Source organism: Pseudoxanthomonas sp., assembly GCF_027498035.1.
Taxonomy (GTDB): domain Bacteria; phylum Pseudomonadota; class Gammaproteobacteria; order Xanthomonadales; family Xanthomonadaceae; genus Pseudoxanthomonas_A.
Genome location: NZ_CP114978.1, coordinates 3,878,906 through 3,893,471 on the forward strand (window position 1 = coordinate 3,878,906; position 14,566 = coordinate 3,893,471).

Genomic DNA, 14,566 nt, shown 5'->3' on the forward strand with positions numbered 1-14,566 from the left:
CGGGCATCAATGTGCCGCTGCGGAAGGCGCCTTCAACGCAGGTTCCAACGGCTTCAAAGATCCATCGTTCGGCTGCGCGGGCAGCTGCAGCAGATGCGTCAGCAGCGGGTAGACATCGACGTTGTCGAACGCAGGCACCACCGCGCCGTCGCGGAACGCCGGGCCATGGGCGATGAACATCGCATGCATCGAGGTCAGCGCTGGATCGTAACCATGCGAACCCCGGTCATGGCCGAGCTGGCGTCGCCTGGCAGCCTGGTCGGCGGGCAGTGCATCCCAGCCTTCGTCCATCTGGCAGATGATCGGCGGGATGCGCGCATTGGTGCCGTAATGCCAGCGGGCGGGCAACTCGCCCTTGCGCCAGCAGGCGTAGTGGTCGTGGCGGCCAAGCAGGCGTTTTTCGACGGTGGACTCGAAGCCGGCATTGGGCGCCACGCCGACCACCTGGCCAACCGAGACGATCGCCGCTTCCTGCATCGTGGCCATGTCTTCGACGGCGATGACATGGTCCGGCGTGACCTGGGCCATGCCGTGGTCGGACACGATCACGATGTTGATCTTGTCCAGCAGGTGATGCGCGGCCAGCGTGTCCAGCAGCGTGCCCACGGCGGTATCCACGCGATGCAGCGCTTCACGCACCTGCGGAGAGTCGGGGCCATAACCGTGGCCTTCCTCGTCGACGTCTTCCATGTACAGCGCGGCCAGCTGGGGCCGCTGGTCGGGCGGTGCGGTGAGCCAGCCGGCCACTTCGTTGGCGCGGGCGGCGGCACTGATCTTCGGATCGAATAGACGGTACTGGCCGGGGCGCACGCCATCGATGGGCGCGCCGCTGCCGGGCCACGCCCAGATCGCGGTCTTCATGCCGTGCTGTTCGGCGGTGACCCAGATCGGTGTGGCCTCGCTCCACCAGCGCGCATCGCCGGTGGCATTGGGGTCGGACACCTTGAAATCACCCAGGCCTTCGTCGCGCATGGCGTTGTGGATCACGCCGTGGTGGTCCGGGCGCAGGCCGGTGACCAGCGTGTAGTGATTGGGGAACGTCAATGCGGGATAGGACGGATTCATCCACTGCGCACGCACGCCCGAGCGGGCCAGTGCATCCAGGCGGGGCGTATCGCCGCGGCCCAGGTAGCTGGCGCGCAAGGCGTCGATGGAGATCAGCAGGACCGGCGCCGGGCGATCGGCAGGATGGGGAGCGGCGGCGGTGGACGTGGAGGCGTGATCGGTGGCGCAGGCAGACAACAGCAACAGGCTGGACAGCCATGCGGCCCGGATCTTGGGCAGGCGCATGTGGTGAAGGTGAGTAGCAGAGGGGTGCGGCGAGCTTGGCAGAAAGCCATGACGGCTGCATGGCGCGGTTGGCGTTTCCGCGGCAAGGCGTAGCGAGTGCACCGGGTCGCAGGTGTATTGATGCCCGCCGCTGGCGCTTGCGGAAAGTGACGTCGGCAACACCCGATGACATGATTTGCCTCGTTCTGGCGCGCCGATGCGTCAGGCGGGGACAGGGAAGGAAAGCCGCATGATCGTTCCGGAATACTGGGCAGAGGCCCGGCGGCAGGCCAGGCAGGGCCGACGCAGCGTCACCGTACGTCGCTTCGGCTGGTCCGATGAGAGCCAGGCCGCGGCCGAGGCTCACGCGGAGATGCGCGTGCAGGAGGCGTTCGACCGGGTGTTGTCGGGCGAAACCCTGCCGCGCCGTGAGCAACGCGGCAATTACGGCATCCACGGCGTGCCGATCCGCGAACAGATCGTCGCGCGCCACGGGGACGTGGTGATCACGCGCAACAGCTATGGTGCGCTGTGCCTCAATACGCCGGACGTGCTGTTCGTCGATGTGGATTTCGAACCTGTGCCGCACGGCTGCGGGCTGACGTTGGGTTTCATGGTCGCGGTGGTGGTAGCAGGCTTCGTGCTGGGCGCGTGGCAGCGACGGGTGCTGTTGGGCATCGGCGCGGCAATGATCGTGTTGGTCATTGCCAATCTGGCGACGATGCAACTGAAGCGTCGGCGGTTGAGCGCGCATGGTGGCCCGCAGGCGCGTGCATTGGCGCGGATCGACGCGTTCAGTGCCCGTCATCCCGATTGGCATCTGCGTGTGTATCGCTCACCGGCCGGGCTACGCGTGCTGGCGATGCACCGCACCTTCTCGCCGGATGAAGCGGTGGTGGCCGACTGCTTCCACGCGCTGGACGCAGACCAGCTGTATTCGAACCTGTGCAAGGTCCAGCATTGCTTCCGCGCGCGCCTGACCGGCAAGCCGTGGCGCATGGGAATCAAGCGCCGCATCCGGCCGACGGTGGCCGCGTGGTCCAACGAACAGGCTCAGCGCCCGGAGCGTCTTGCCTGGATCGCTGACTACGAGCGCGTGGCCCGCAATTTTGCTGCCTGCCACTACCTGCAGTCGTTCGGAGACATGTCGAGGGTGGACCCGCTGGCGGAGCAGGTGCGTGCCTTGCATGACGCGATGACGCGAGGGGACTCGGAACTGCCGCTGGCCTGAGTCGGCCGCCGGCGTTGGATCAGTCTTCCAGCGCCAGCACCCGGATTTCGACTTCGCCTTCGATAGTCACCACCTGGCCGGGGCGGATCTTGGCGGTCTTGCGCAGTTCCTGCGCGCCATCGACGTTGACCACGCCGCTGGCCACCACCTGTTTGCCCATGCCGCCACTGTCGACCAGGCCGCACAGCTTGAGCAGGATGTGGAGTTCGACGTATTCGCCGTCGAGATCGAATTCGAGGATCTGCATGGCGGGCAGTCTAGCGGCTGGCGCCTTGTTCCTCGCGTTTGAAGTCTTCGATTTCGTCCAGCAGCTTCTGCGCGCGCGGGATGCTGCGGCCGATGCTGCTGGCGTCCATCAGGTCCTGCCGGCGGCGCATCAACACGATGCAGCCGGCCAGGAACAGCAGGTTGACCGCCGTGGTCCAGAGCAGGAAACCGGTCGGCAGGTCGTGGCCGGTGGCGGCATGGGTGGCCACTTCCAGCAGCGCCAGCCACAGCAGGCACCAGGCCAGGCCCAGTCGCGGTTGCCAGTGCACCCGCCAGTGGCGCAGCTGGCCCAGGGTCTTCTGCACCGTCAGCACGGGCCTGGCGTAATGCATGCGGGTGAGCAGCAGCACGTCCACCGCTGAACACGCCACCAGCGCCACGCCCCACACATGCAGGGCCAGCCCGGAGACCAGCGCCGGGATCGAATCGGTGTGGTGCACCCAGAACCGGGCGAACACCACCGCCATGCCGATCCCCAGCAGGATCTGCACGCTTTGCCACACCAGCAGCGGCCGCAGCCGGGCGCGGGCCTTGTCCAGGCGGCTCTCGGTGAACAGCTGCAGGTTCAGCGCGCTCTGGCGCTGCAGCCGGGTGTCCATCGCCTGCCAGGCGAGCTTCATGTCGTCGATTTCCATGGTCCTGGGTCCTGTGTCTGGTCAGAGCGCGGTGCGGATGCGTTGCTTGAGGCGGTTGATCTTGGTGGCCACGTTGGTCTCGCTCAGGCCGAGGATCTCGGCCATCTCGCGGTACGGCCGGTCTTCCAGGTAGAGCACCAGCAGGGCGCGGTCCAGCGGCGGCTGCTGGGCGATGAAGCGCCGCAGCAGGCGCAGTTGCTGGTCGGTTTCCGGGTTGCCGGGGTTGGGATCGGCCAGGTCGTGCAGGTCCTCGTCCAGCGGCACCGCGTGGCGTTGGCGCTGGGTCGCGCTGCGCACCTGGGAAATGGCCACGTTCAATGCGATCCGGTACATCCAGGTGGAAAAGCTGCGACTGGCATCAAACCGCGGAAAGGCCCGCCACAGCTGGGCGGCGATCTCCTGGGCCAGCTCGGCCCGGTCTTCCGGATGGAAGGCATAGCTGGCGGCCACTTTCAGCACGATTCCGCGATGGGCTTCCAGCAGGGACTGGAACTGGCTGCGTGCGTCGTCGACCATTTCGGCGGTGTGTTCCATCTGCGTGCGGGTCCGATTGTGCGGCTCGGAAGGGTGATTCGCCCCACCGCGTGGTTTGTCACAGCGCTGCCCGAAATGGCCATCGGACTGAACCCCGGGTACGGCCAAGATGCGGTTTCTGCAAGGTTTTTCGGCAGACAGGCCCGGCAAGGCGCACAATAGGCGGCCTCTTTTTGTCTCCAGAGCTGCACATGTCTTCCGAAAACGCCGCACCCGCGGTGCCGTTCTCCGCCCTCGGCCTGTCCGCGCCGGTCCAGTCCGCCCTGGCCGCCGTCGGCTACGAGTCGCCGTCTCCCATCCAGGCCGCCACCATCCCGGCGCTGCTGGGAGGACGCGACGTGCTGGGCACCGCGCAGACCGGGACCGGCAAGACCGCAGCCTTCGCCCTGCCGGTGCTGTCCAAGCTGACCGCGTCGGCCGGCAAGCCGCAGGCGCTGGTGCTGGCGCCCACGCGCGAACTGGCCATCCAGGTGGCCGAGGCCTTCCACAAGTACGCCGCTTCCATCCCCGGTTTCCAGGTGCTGCCGATCTACGGCGGCCAGGCCTATGCGCCGCAGCTGCAGGCGCTCAAGCGCGGCGTGCACGTGGTGGTGGGGACGCCCGGCCGGGTGATCGACCATCTGGATCGCGGCTCGCTGGACCTGTCCGGCCTGACCACGCTGGTGCTGGACGAAGCCGACGAAATGCTGCGCATGGGCTTCATCGACGACGTCGAAGCCGTGCTGAAGAAGACCCCGGAAACGCGCCAGGTGGCGCTGTTTTCGGCGACCATGCCGCCAGCCATCCGGCGCATCGCCCAGACCTACCTGAAAGACCCGGTCGAGGTGAACATCGCGGCCAAGACCACGACTTCGGCCAACATCACCCAGCGCTACTGGTTCGTCTCGGGCCTGCACAAGCTGGATGCGCTGACCCGGATCCTGGAAGCCGAACCATTCGACGGCATGATCATCTTCGCCCGCACCAAGGCGGCGACCGAAGAACTGGCGCAGAAGCTGCAGGCCCGTGGCCTGGCCGCGGCCGCGATCAACGGCGACATGCAGCAGGCCGCGCGCGAGAAGACCATTGCCCAGCTCAAGGACGGCAAGCTGGACATCCTGGTCGCCACCGACGTGGCCGCCCGCGGCCTGGACGTGGAGCGCATCAGCCACGTGCTGAACTACGACATCCCGTACGACACCGAAAGCTACGTGCACCGCATCGGCCGCACCGGCCGCGCTGGTCGGACCGGTGACGCGATCCTGTTCGTCACCCCGCGCGAGAAGTCGATGCTGCGCGCGATCGAGCGGGCCACCCGCCAGCCGATCACCGAGATGCAGTTGCCGAGCGTGGACGACGTCAACGACCGCCGCGTGGCCAAGTTCCTCGGCCGCATCACCGACACGCTGGCCGCTGGCACCGCCGGCGAGTTCCGCGCGCTGATCGAAGGCTACGAGCGCGAGCACAACGTGCCGGCCGTGGACATCGCCGCCGCGCTGGCCCAGCTGCTGCAGGGCAAGACCCCGCTGCTGCTGTCGGCCGACCGCGCACCGGCGCCGCGCTTTGAGCGCACTGAACGTCCCGAGCGCAGCGAGCGCTTCGAACGTCCGGAGCGTGCGCCGCGCGCCGATCGCCCGACCCGCAGCCACGATGGCGAAGGCAGCTTCGCGCCGCCGTCCGATCGTCCGCGTCGTTCGGCGCCGCCGTCGGGCGAGGCCGAGCAGGGCATGGTCCGCTACCGCATCGAAGTGGGTCATACCCATGGCGTGAAGCCGGCCAATATCGTCGGCGCCATCGCCAACGAAGCCGGGCTGGAAAGCCGCTACATCGGCCGCATCGACATCCAGGACGATTACTCCGTGCTGGACCTGCCCGAAGGCATGCCGAGCGACGTGCTGACCCATCTGAAGAAGGTCTGGGTGTCCGGCCAGCAGTTGCGCATCCATCCGCTGGGCGAAGCCGGTGACGAAGCGCCGCGCAACTTCCGTCCGGCCGCCGCCCGTCCCGGTGCTGGCAAGCCGCGTCCTGCCGGCGGCAAGCCGTTCAGTCCGCGTGGCCCGGGCAAGCCGCACCGCAAGGGTCCGCCGCGCGATTGATCCGCGGCGCTGCCGATGTGAGACGACAGGCCCGCGCATGCGGGCCTGTCCTTTTCCTGGCCGGCACGTTCCTGGCCGGGGCTTTTCCCCACCGACAAGGCGCGCACCGCGCCGCTGCCCGATAATGTCCCCATGACCGACAGTGACAACGCTTCGAGCGCCACCCGCCTCAACAAGCACATCGCCGAGACCGGCTATTGTTCGCGCCGCGAGGCCGACCGCCTGATCGGCGAGCGCCGCGTCACCGTCAACGGCCATGCCGCCGGCACCGGCGCGGTGGTCGGCGAGGGCGATGTGGTCCTGGTCGATGGCCAGCCTCTGCGCGCCCGCGCCACGGTCAAGACCAGTGGCCGCCGCCACGTGTACATCGTGCTCAACAAGCCGGTCGGGGTGACCTGCACGACCGAGAGCACGGTCAGCGGCAACATCATCGAATTCATCGGCCACGAACAGCGCATCTTCCCGATCGGTCGCCTGGACAAGGAGTCCGAAGGCCTGATCCTGCTGACCAGCAATGGCGATATCGTCAACCAGATCCTGCGCGCGGAAAACCGCCACGAGAAGGAATACCTGGTGGAAGTGAACAAGCCGGTCACCGACGAATTCCTGCGCGCCATGGCCAAGGGCGTGCGCATCCACGACCAGATGACGCTGCCGTGCCGCACCTCGCGCCTGGCCAAGTTCGGTTTCCGCATCACCCTGACCCAGGGGCTGAACCGGCAGATCCGCTTGATGTCGGCTGCGTTCGGCTATCGCGTCACCCAGCTGCGCCGGGTGCGGATCGACAACATCAAGCTGGGACCACTGAAGTCCGGTCGCTGGCGCAACCTGACCGACGCCGAGCTGCGCGGCCTGCTGCCGGACATGCAGCGCTGGTAGGAGCGGGCCGTGCCCGCGAAGGGGCATTCGCGGTAAAGCCCTCGCGCCCATGGGGCGCTCCTACGGAAATGGCTCGGTTTAGTCCGCCATGCCCTTGGCTTCGGAGGTCGCCAGCAGCTCCGGGTGGACGACCGGCCGCTTCCGCGAGAACAGCGGATGGGCGAACACCGCCAGCAGGATAATCGCCACGCCGATGTAGAACCGCGGACTGAGTTCGCGTTGTTCGCCCAGCAGCGCGATGGCCAGCACGATGGCGTAGACCGGCTCCAGGTTGGTCGCCAGCTGCATGCCGTAGGCGCTGACATGGCGCAGCGCCGCCAGCGCCATCGCGAAGGGCAGCAAGGTGCAGGCCAGTGACAGCACCAGCAACAGGATGGCGTCATGCAGTGCTGGGCACGACCAGCAGCGCGCCGCCGAAGCCTGGCACCAGCGCCAGCAGCGGTGCCAGACCGGTCAGTAGCAGGGTGCCGGCGCCGAGTTCCAGCGCGGTCACGGTCAGCGGTTCGCCGCCTTCGACCATGCGTTTGTTGAGCGAGCCGAACACCGCCACCAGCAGCGCCGACAGCGCGCCGATGGCAACACCCGCACGCATCGCATGCGGCACGCCACCGACTACCAGTGCCACGCCGGGCAGGGTTGCCAGGCCGAACAGCAGCTCGCGCAGGTCGAACGGCCGTCGCGCAATCCAGGGTTCCATCACTGCGGTGAACACCGGCGCCAGCGCGATGCAGGTGGCGGCCACGGATGCATTGGCCAGCTTGATGGCACCGTAGAAAGTCAGCCAGTGCAGCGCCACCAACGCGCCGATGCCCGCATACGCCCAGCGCCGGCGTGCAGGCATCCGGTGCAGGCCACGCCACACCGTCGGCAGCATCGCCAGGGCCAGCACCACCAGCAGCATCCGCCACCACACCAGCGGCAGCGCGGGCAGGGTGATCAGCTTGCCCAGGACCGCGGTGAAGCCCCACAGCAGGACGCAGAGATGGACCTGCAGGTGGGCTTTGAGCGGAACGGGCGATGGCATCGGCACATTATCGCTGGATGGACCAGGAGCGCGGTCCCATGAGCCCCGCTCCCGTCGGGAGCGGGAAAAGGATCAGTCCTTGTTCCAGGCCGCTGGTGGATCAGCCCTGCAAGCGGCGAAGCAGCGCCATTGCCGCGGCCGGATTGCGTTCCTTGGCGGCGGAGATGAAGAACACGAACACCTCGCGCGGCTGTTTCGGTGCAGGCGTCGCGCCGATGTGTGGCAGCGCATCTGGATCATCGCCGGCCCGCCAGGCCCGGGCGCGGCGGGCCCAGGCATCGAGTTCGGCATCGGGATACCCGGCGGGCTCGCTGCTGCGGCTGCCCATCAGGCGGGCATAGACGAAGTCGCTGGTGATGTCGGCGAACGAGGGGTATTCGTCCGAGACCGAGAACACCGTGCCCATGCCATGCCGACGTGCCAGCGCCAGGAAGTCCGGGGTGATGAAGGCCGGGTCGCGCACGTCCAGCACATGTCGTAGTGCGCGCGTTCCGGCTTTCTTCGGCAGCAGCTCGAGGAAGGCGGCGAAGTCTTCGCCGTCGATGCTGCGCCCGGCTTCGAACTGCCACACCAGCGGGCCCAGCTTGTCACCCAGCTCGGCGATGCCGCTGATGAAGTCCTCCACCTGCGTGCGCGTGCCGGCCAGCCTGCGCGATTGGGTGATGCGCTTGGGTGCCTTGGCCGAGAACACGAAGCCATCGGGCGTGGCGTCGCGCCACTTGGCATAGGTCGCTGGCTGCTGGGTCCCGTAGTAGGTGCCATTGATTTCGATGGCAGCGAGGTGGCGGCTGGCGTATTCCAGTTCCAGGCGCTGGACCAGCCCGGCCGGATAGAAATTGTTGCGCCAGGGCGCATAGACCCAGCCACCGATGCCGACGCGGATGCCATCGGGCGTTGCCGATTCGGGAAACAGACTGTTGTCCATGCGGTTCGATTCGGGCCTTGAGGCCCTGCCAATCAGGAAGAGCCTCAGGATACGGGCGCCGGATCGCAGTCCGTGCGACACGCCGACAAGATTGTCTTCACGCGAATTTCAATACTCGCGCGTTCATGATTCCCCTGAACCATCACCCCCTGGGAAACCCCATGTCCAAAGCAGGATGGCTGTTCCTGGCAGCCGCAGCGTGCGGCAGCGCGCAAGCAGCCGAAACCGAAACATGCCCGACGCGGACCGCCCTGCCGCCAACGGTGAATTTCCGCGTCGACAACGACCTGTTCGGCGGGGCCCAGCAGGACCAGGGCTATACCAATGGCGTGCAGCTCACGCTGGTGTCGCCGAATCTGAAGGACTACACCGACGATCCGTGCCTGCCGCGCATGGCGCGCCTGGTCAATCGCTACCTGCGCTGGATCCAACCGGAAGGCTTCGACCAGCAGAACATGGTGTTCACGCTGAACCAGTCGCTCTTTACCCCCGAGGATTTCACCCGCAGCGACGTGATCCAGGATGATCGTCCCTACGCCGCGGCGCTGCTGATGGGCTTTGGCTACAACGCGCGCAAGGGCAACACTCTGCGCACGACCCAGTTGAAACTGGGCTGGGTCGGTCCTTCGGCGCGTGGCGAGGAAGTGCAGAACGCCGTGCACAAGGTGTTGGGTGATGAGAAATTCGAGGGCTGGAAGAACCAGCTGCGCGACGAGCCTGTGATCATGCTGCAGCACGAGCGCATGAACCGGTTCGCCTGGGGCGAGGGCAAGTGGACCTGGGATGCGATCACCCATTACGGCGGTGCGGTCGGCAACTACCAGACCTTCGTCAACGGTGGTGCCGAGATGCGTTTTGGTCGCTACCTGCCCGACGATTTCGGCAGCACGCCGCTGCGTCCGGCCGGTGAGAACACCGCGCCCAGCAGCGAGACCCGTGCCGGCGGCGTGTTCCGCTTCCATGGGTTCATCACCTCCGACGTCCGTTGGGTTGGCCGCGACATCACCCTGGACGGCAACACCTGGAAGGACAGCCACAGCGTGGACAAGCGCAATGTGGTGGCCTATGTGGGTGTCGGCGTGGCGCTGATGAAGGGCCGCTGGAAGTTCGCGATGGCCCGTTACTATTCGACCCGCGAGTTCGATGGCCAGGACGAGCCGCCGATCTTCGGCAGCTTCACCATCAGCCGCGCCCTGTGACCGCTCAGGAGATCCGCGCCATGCAGACCAAGTGGACCACCCCGGACCTGTGTGACGCCTATCCGGAAGCCAATGTCGTGGAACCGCTGTTCCGCGATTTCGGTGGCAAGCACGCCTTTGCCGGCCAGATCGTCACCATCCGCTGCAGGGAAGACAACTCGCGCGTGCGCGAGCAGGTCGAGAGCGAAGGCACCGGCAAGGTGCTGGTGGTCGATGGTGGCGGTTCGCTGCGGCATGCGCTGCTGGGCGACATGCTGGCCGAGAAAGCCGTCGCCAATGGCTGGTCCGGGATCGTGATCAACGGCGGCGTGCGCGATGTGGAAGTGATCGCCAATCTGCCGCTGGGCGTCAAGGCGCTGGGCGCCACGCCCAGGAAGACCGACAAGCGCGGGCTGGGCGAGGTGGACATTCCGGTGCGCTTCGGCGGGGTGTCGTTCGTGCCGGGGCACTGGCTGTACGCCGACGCCAATGGCGTGATCGTGGCCGAGGTCGAACTCACGCTGCCGGCCTGAAAGCCGGCAGCCGGCGTGGGTTCGCCTCGATGGCGATCAGGCCGCACCGAGGCAAGTCCCATCGCCGCCGAAGGGCTCCCACGGACATGACACCGACAACGCGATGAGATACTGCGCGTTCCCGGTGCACGCTGTATCCCGATGATCTTCCGCTGGTTCGAAACCCTGATCGATGTGTTCGACCGGCCAGACGCGGGCACGCCGCCGACGGGGCTGGCGCGTTTCTACGCCCATTACCTGCGCCGGGGGCGTTGGGTGCTGGCGGCGATGTTTGCGGTGGGGTTCGCCGTGGCATTGGTGGAAGTGGCGCTGTTCGATTTCCTGGGCAAGCTGGTCGACCTGGCCAAGGCCGAGGATGCAGCCGGATTCTTCCAGCGCCATGGCCTGCAATTGCTCGGGATGGCGGCAGTGGCGATCGTGCTGCGTCCGTTGCTGATGGCGCTGGGCGACCTGCTGATGCACCAGGGCGTGACCCCGGCGTTGACCGCGCGCATCCGCTGGCAGCAGCATCGGCACGTGGTGCGGCAGAGCCTGGCGTTCTTCCAGAACGACTACGCCGGGCGCATCGCCAACCGGATCATGCAGACCGGCGCTTCATTGCGTGAATCGGCGGTGCAGATCGTCGATGCGCTGTGGTACGTGGCGGTCTATACCGGAAGCGCGTTGGTGCTGTTTGCACAAGCCGATTGGCGACTGATGCTGCCGCTGATCACCTGGTTGCTGGCTTACATCGTGACCCTGGTGATCTTCGTGCCACGGGTCAAGGAACGCTCCTGGCGCGCGTCCGAATCCAAGTCGCGGCTGATGGGGCGGGTGGTCGATGGCTACACCAACATCGCCACGCTCAAGCTGTTCCCGCATGCCCGGCGCGAGGACGATTACGTCGCCGAGGCGGTGCGCGAGAATCTGGAAAAGGTCCAGCGCATGACCCGGCTGACCACCGCGATGGATGTGACCATCGCCGTGCTCAACGGGCTGATGATCGCCTTTACCGCCGGGCTGGGTCTGTGGCTGTGGCAGCGCGGTTCGATCACAGTGGGCGCCATCGCGCTGTCGACCGGACTGGTGATCCGCATCGAGAACATGTCGGGCTGGATCATGTGGGTGGTCAATGGCCTGTTCGAGGACATCGGTACCGTGCAGGACGGCATGGAGACCGTGGCCCATCCGCATACGGTGACCGACCGGGCCGACGCGAAGCCGCTGCTGGTCAGCCGCGGCGAAGTGCGCTTCGAGGACATCCATTTCCATTACGGCAAGCGCGGCGGGGTGATCTCCGGCCTGGACCTGGTCGTGCAGCCAGGCGAGAAGATCGGCCTGGTCGGGCCATCGGGCGCCGGCAAGTCCACCCTGGTCAACGTGCTGCTGCGCCTGTACGACCTGGAGGCCGGGCGGATCCTGGTTGATGGCCAGGACATCGCCGGGGTTACCCAGGACAGCTTGCGCGCGCAGATCGGCGTGGTGACCCAGGACACCTCATTGCTGCACCGTTCGATCCTGGACAACCTGCGCTACGGACGCCCGGACGCAGACATGGCGCAGATCGCGGCGGCCATCGCCCAGGCGCGGGCCGGCGGATTCATCGACACGCTGGTCGACAGCGATGGCCGCACGGGCCTGGAGGCCCATGTGGGCGAGCGCGGGGTCAAGCTGTCCGGCGGCCAGCGCCAACGCATCGCCATCGCCCGGGTGCTGCTGAAGGACGCGCCGATCCTGCTGCTGGACGAAGCGACTTCGGCGCTGGATTCGGAAGTGGAAGCGGCCATCCAGGACAGCCTGGACACGCTGATGCAGGGCAAGACCGTCATCGCCATCGCGCACCGGCTTTCGACCATCGCCCGGATGGACCGGCTGGTGGTCATGGACGCCGGCCGGATCGTCGAGACCGGCACGCACGCGGAACTGGTCGCGCGCGACGGGCTTTACGCGCGGCTGTGGCAGCGCCAGACCGGCGGCTTCGTCGCCGCTGATGCATCGCCACTGCCGTAAGAGGCTGTTCACGACGCTGGCTTGCATGGAGCGCTTCGGGCGCGCGCGACCGTGTAGCGCCGAGCTTGCTCGGCTGGGGACAATGCCACCGCTGGGGTGACACCCGGCGCCGCGCGCGTCCTTGCGCGGGTTGCATTGCTCGCCATCACTCGATCGGCTGGTCCAGCATCAGCTCCCGCGCGAAGCGCACCGGCGGTGCACCGTAGGACAGCAGCTGGTCGTGGTAGGCCTTGAGGTTGAATTTCTCGCCGAGCTTGGCTTCCACCGCCTTGCGGGTATCGAGCTGCTCCTGCACGCCGACGAAGTAGGTCGGCAGCTGCGCGCTGGTCAGCTGCACGCGCACCCATTTGCCTTTGGCTTCGCTTTCCTGCTGGAAGGCGTCGTGGACCATCAGGTGCATGGCCTGTTCATGGCTCCAGCCATCCACGTGCACGCCCTGGTCCAGGATCGCGTTGGAGATGGTGCGCAGGTAGAACTTGAGCTGGGTGAGCTTGTACAGCGGATCATCGGCCTGATACCCCTGCTCGGTCATCATGTGCTCGGTGTAGACCGCCCAGCCTTCGGCAAACAGGCCAGAGCGCAGCACCGCGCGCAGCGTCGAGGGGAACTTGGCCGAATGCCAGCCTTCCAGGTAATGGCCTGGCGTGCCCTCGTGGATGGAGAGCAGCTTGATCATGCGGTTGTTGTATTCACGCAGGAACGAATCGACCTGCTGGGGGTTCCAGTCCTTGGGGATCGGCGAGACCGCGTAGAAGGTGTCCAGGCCTTTGTCGAGCGGACCAGGGGAATCGCAGTAGGCCACGGCCACGCCTTGCTGGAACTCCGGCATCAGGATGATCTTGACCGGCGAGTCGGGCAGGGTGACCAGATCCTTGGCTTTCACGAATGCGGTCGATTCGGCGAGCGCGGCCTTGGCGGTGTCCACCACCTTGTCGCGGGCCGGCCTGTCGGCGTAGGTCAGCTCCAGCGCCGCTTCGATGCCGGCCTGCTGCTGGTCGTCGCTGGGGATTTCCGGCAATGCTGGCGCGCCGGGCTTGTCCTTCAACACGGTGCGCGCGATGCCGTACATCTCGGTGCGCACGCGCTTGATTTCGGCTTCGGCGCGCTGGCGGATCTCCTGGCGCGACAGCGCCGAGACCAGCGAGAACTTCAGCTTCTGGTCGTACTTCTCAGCACCGATGCGGAAGTCTCCCTTGGCGCCCGGCACCAGCGTGCCGTCGATCCATGCCTGCTGCTCGTCCACGGCTTTTTTTAGGCCTTCGGTCGCAGCGGCCAGGCGCTGCTGGTCGGCGGCGGACAGCGCCTTGGCGTGCGGCGTGATGAACTGGGCGACGACGTCCAGCACGCCCTTGTTCTGCTTGGAGACTGTCTGCGCGTGGATCAGCGGCACGCGGGCCACGTCGATGTTGGCGCGCTCCTGCGCGTACAGCGCGGGGATCTTTTCCATGCGCGCGATGGCCGACTGCAGGCGCTGTGGCAGCGGCGCGAATTCGCGGGCCATCAGCCCGTACAGCGCGCCGCCGGCCAGGTCGTTGTAGGTCTGCGGGTCCCAGGCCCACGACTGCAGCGTCTGCTCGTTCCAGATGCTGCTCTGCAGCTGGTTGCGCAGGATCGCGGCGTCGACCTGGTTCTCGCGCGACAGGCCATGCACGTCGAGGGTGTCCAGTTCGGCCAGCTGGGTCTGGTTGAACGTCAGCGCCTTCTGGCGGCCTGCGGCGGACAGATCATCAAGTTCGGCGTCGTACTGATGGTCGCCGATCTGGGTGGCCCACACCGGCGACAACTGCATCCAGCCATCGACCGCGCGCTTGGACAGGTCGGCAAACTTCACGTCGGCCTTGGCGGTGCCGCGCATGGCAGGCGTTGCTGCAGCATCCGTGTTCGCGTCGGACGGCGCCTGTGCGGGTTGGCAGGCGGCCAACGCAGTGAGCAGGGCGGCGGCAAGCAGGCTGTGGCGCATGGAAGGCATCCGGGACGTGGCGACAAGGGCCGCCGAGCATAGGCCATCGCTGCGCGCCCACCCAATC

Annotated in this window: 12 protein-coding genes and 1 pseudogene; 6 read left to right on the top strand and 7 right to left on the bottom strand. The window is 66.8% G+C overall.

The features are described 5' to 3' along the window. Nucleotides 1–6: 6 nt before the first annotated feature. Nucleotides 7–1,290, bottom strand: a complete 1,284-nt coding sequence (locus O8I58_RS17090) for an alkaline phosphatase family protein (protein WP_298318761.1) — start codon at nt 1,288–1,290, stop codon at nt 7–9. Nucleotides 1,291–1,519: 229 nt separating this feature from the next. Here O8I58_RS17090 and O8I58_RS17095 point away from each other — a divergent pair, with 229 nt between their 5' ends. After that, on the top strand, nt 1,520–2,500 hold the full coding sequence (locus O8I58_RS17095) for a hypothetical protein (protein ID WP_298318764.1): 981 nt from the start codon (nt 1,520–1,522) through the stop codon (nt 2,498–2,500). Between the two features lie 19 nt (nt 2,501–2,519). Here O8I58_RS17095 and O8I58_RS17100 read toward each other — a convergent pair whose 3' ends face one another. From O8I58_RS17100 to O8I58_RS17110, 3 genes are read right to left on the bottom strand one after another with little or no spacing between them, the layout of a single operon-like run. Continuing rightward, nucleotides 2,520–2,747 (bottom strand): RNA-binding S4 domain-containing protein, encoded by a 228-nt coding sequence (locus O8I58_RS17100; RefSeq protein WP_298318767.1) that lies wholly within the window; start codon nt 2,745–2,747, stop codon nt 2,520–2,522. 10 nt (nt 2,748–2,757) lie between these two features. Then, nucleotides 2,758–3,402: a hypothetical protein gene (locus tag O8I58_RS17105; protein ID WP_298318770.1), complete on the bottom strand. Its 645-nt coding sequence runs from the start codon at nt 3,400–3,402 to the stop codon at nt 2,758–2,760. A gap of 21 nt (nt 3,403–3,423) precedes the next feature. Next, nucleotides 3,424–3,936 (bottom strand): RNA polymerase sigma factor, encoded by a 513-nt coding sequence (locus O8I58_RS17110; RefSeq protein ID WP_298318773.1) that lies wholly within the window; start codon nt 3,934–3,936, stop codon nt 3,424–3,426. A 191-nt stretch (nt 3,937–4,127) separates the two neighbouring features. On the opposite strand from O8I58_RS17110, the gene O8I58_RS17115 reads away from it, so the two are divergent. Beyond that, on the top strand, nt 4,128–6,011 hold the full coding sequence (locus tag O8I58_RS17115; RefSeq protein ID WP_298318776.1) for a DEAD/DEAH box helicase: 1,884 nt from the start codon (nt 4,128–4,130) through the stop codon (nt 6,009–6,011). A gap of 132 nt (nt 6,012–6,143) precedes the next feature. Beyond that, nucleotides 6,144–6,890 carry a pseudouridine synthase gene (locus O8I58_RS17120; RefSeq protein ID WP_298318778.1) on the top strand — a complete coding sequence of 249 codons (747 nt, stop codon included), beginning with the start codon at nt 6,144–6,146 and terminating at the stop codon, nt 6,888–6,890. Between the two features lie 78 nt (nt 6,891–6,968). Here the strand turns inward: O8I58_RS17120 and O8I58_RS17125 are convergent. Next, nucleotides 6,969–7,914, bottom strand: a pseudogene (locus tag O8I58_RS17125) (DMT family transporter). A 100-nt stretch (nt 7,915–8,014) separates the two neighbouring features. Next, a complete protein-coding gene (locus O8I58_RS17130; protein ID WP_298318780.1) occupies nt 8,015–8,839 on the bottom strand; it encodes a DUF72 domain-containing protein in 825 nt (274 codons plus the stop codon). A 161-nt stretch (nt 8,840–9,000) separates the two neighbouring features. Between O8I58_RS17130 and O8I58_RS17135 the strand changes: the two genes are divergently transcribed. The 3 genes from O8I58_RS17135 (at nt 9,001) to O8I58_RS17145 (ending at nt 12,539) form a co-directional block, all read left to right on the top strand. Continuing rightward, complete coding sequence (locus tag O8I58_RS17135; RefSeq protein WP_298318782.1) at nt 9,001–10,038, top strand: lipid A deacylase LpxR family protein; 1,038 nt, start codon at nt 9,001–9,003, stop codon at nt 10,036–10,038. A gap of 20 nt (nt 10,039–10,058) precedes the next feature. Further along, a complete protein-coding gene (rraA, locus tag O8I58_RS17140) occupies nt 10,059–10,550 on the top strand; it encodes a ribonuclease E activity regulator RraA (RefSeq protein WP_298318784.1) in 492 nt (163 codons plus the stop codon). A gap of 141 nt (nt 10,551–10,691) precedes the next feature. Next, nucleotides 10,692–12,539 (top strand): ABC transporter ATP-binding protein, encoded by a 1,848-nt coding sequence (locus O8I58_RS17145; protein WP_298318786.1) that lies wholly within the window; start codon nt 10,692–10,694, stop codon nt 12,537–12,539. Between the two features lie 145 nt (nt 12,540–12,684). On the opposite strand, the gene O8I58_RS17150 is transcribed toward O8I58_RS17145, so the two are convergent. Further along, on the bottom strand, nt 12,685–14,499 hold the full coding sequence (locus O8I58_RS17150; RefSeq protein WP_298318788.1) for a DUF885 domain-containing protein: 1,815 nt from the start codon (nt 14,497–14,499) through the stop codon (nt 12,685–12,687). Between the last annotated feature and the right edge of the window lie 67 nt (nt 14,500–14,566).